The following is a 1341-nucleotide window of genomic DNA, read 5'->3' as shown; positions in this document are numbered from 1 at the left end:
CACAACTGGCTGATTTCACTCAACTCTTTTTCGGTCAGGCTCTTAGAGCGGGATGATTTAGGCGGAATCGGCATTGGGATTCCCTTACGTGGGGATTTTGTGGTCAAGTGAATGTTCCGCCTTTGCCGTTCGGTATCCAAGTCTGAGCCCGATCACGTATCCCGGCCCGATCACCGAGCCGGATCAACCTCACATCCGGTCGCCGCTCCGATCTGGGCCTTCATGCAGGTAGCACGGCCATCGCCGGTGCGAAGTTCGTCCAGGCGATCACGCCGATCACGGCGCAACGGCTCGTAGTCCCGGATGCCCTGGCTGACGAGGAGGCCTTTGATGCGGTTGACATGGACAACCCGTTCGGCGACCAGCGCCTTGCGCTCCCGGCCAATCCGGCGACGATCCTCGTCCTCCGGCGTCGGCACCCTGACCATCGAACAAACACGCGGTTCTCCCCGCTTCCAGGCCATCAGGGCGCGGACCAGTACCTCGCCATCGAGCCGATCGGTCTTGGCGCGTCGGTGGCGGCGGGCCACCGCAACCGAGGCGGCATCGACAATGTGACTTTCGATCCAGTCTTCCCGGTTCAGCACCCGGTCGATCCAGAATCCGTCCAGCCCCGCTTCCTGGATCACCACCAAGGGATAAAACCTGCCTATGCGCGCCTGCGCCTTCTGGCGCAGATCGGCGCGACAGGCGAGTAGTCCGGGGCTATCGCCGCCGGCGACGGTGTGGCGCGACATCTTCTCGCTGCCAGGTGAAAGCGACGTGACCAGCCAGGTCGATCTACTCAGTTCCAACGAGACGAAGATCGCGCCAATATCCATGCGGATAGCGGCAGGTGCCTCGGGTCTATCGGCAGTCGAAAGATGCATGATTGGCCTCCAGAGATTTTAGCGAATCCACTCTGTCATGGTGCAGGTTGCTATCCACTCCCCATAGGATCCTTTGTGAGCAAATCAGATTCACCATTCAGGCCGGCCAGGATGGCGAAACCTTTTTCGGATGACCTTAGGGACCGTGTTGTGGTGCAGTTACGCGCGATGCGCTGTCCTGCCGGGCGGCGGCAAAGCGCTTCGGGATCGGCATCAGCACGGCGATCGATTGGGTACGGCGCTGGCGTGAGACGGGCAGCGCCGCCCCCGGCCAGATGGGCGGGCACAAGCCGCGGGCGATCGCCGGTGAGCATCGGGTCTGGCTGATCGAGCGCTGCCGTGCGCAGGCGTTCACCTGGCGCGGGCTGGTCGCGGAATTGGCGGAGCGGGGCCTGCAGGTCGACTACCGCTCCGTCTGGATCTTCGGTATCCATCCGAGCAGGGCCGCAGGATTTTGAGCGCCGCGCGTGGT

Annotated in this window: 2 pseudogenes; one reads left to right on the top strand and one right to left on the bottom strand. The window is 62.8% G+C overall.

Annotated elements, in window-relative coordinates:
* Positions 1-233: 233 nt before the first annotated feature.
* Positions 234-869 (bottom strand): annotated as a pseudogene (locus N181_RS09935) (transposase); the annotation flags it as partial.
* Between the two features lie 111 nt (positions 870-980).
* On the opposite strand from N181_RS09935, the pseudogene N181_RS09930 reads away from it, so the two are divergent.
* Positions 981-1294, top strand: a pseudogene (locus N181_RS09930) (helix-turn-helix domain-containing protein); the annotation flags it as partial.
* Positions 1295-1341: the final 47 nt, after the last annotated feature.

The sequence above is a fragment of the Sinorhizobium fredii USDA 205 genome (assembly GCF_001461695.1).
GTDB classification, from domain to species: domain Bacteria; phylum Pseudomonadota; class Alphaproteobacteria; order Rhizobiales; family Rhizobiaceae; genus Sinorhizobium; species Sinorhizobium fredii.
The sequence above is the reverse complement of the archived record's forward strand: the minus strand, read 5'-3'. Positions and strand labels throughout refer to the sequence as shown.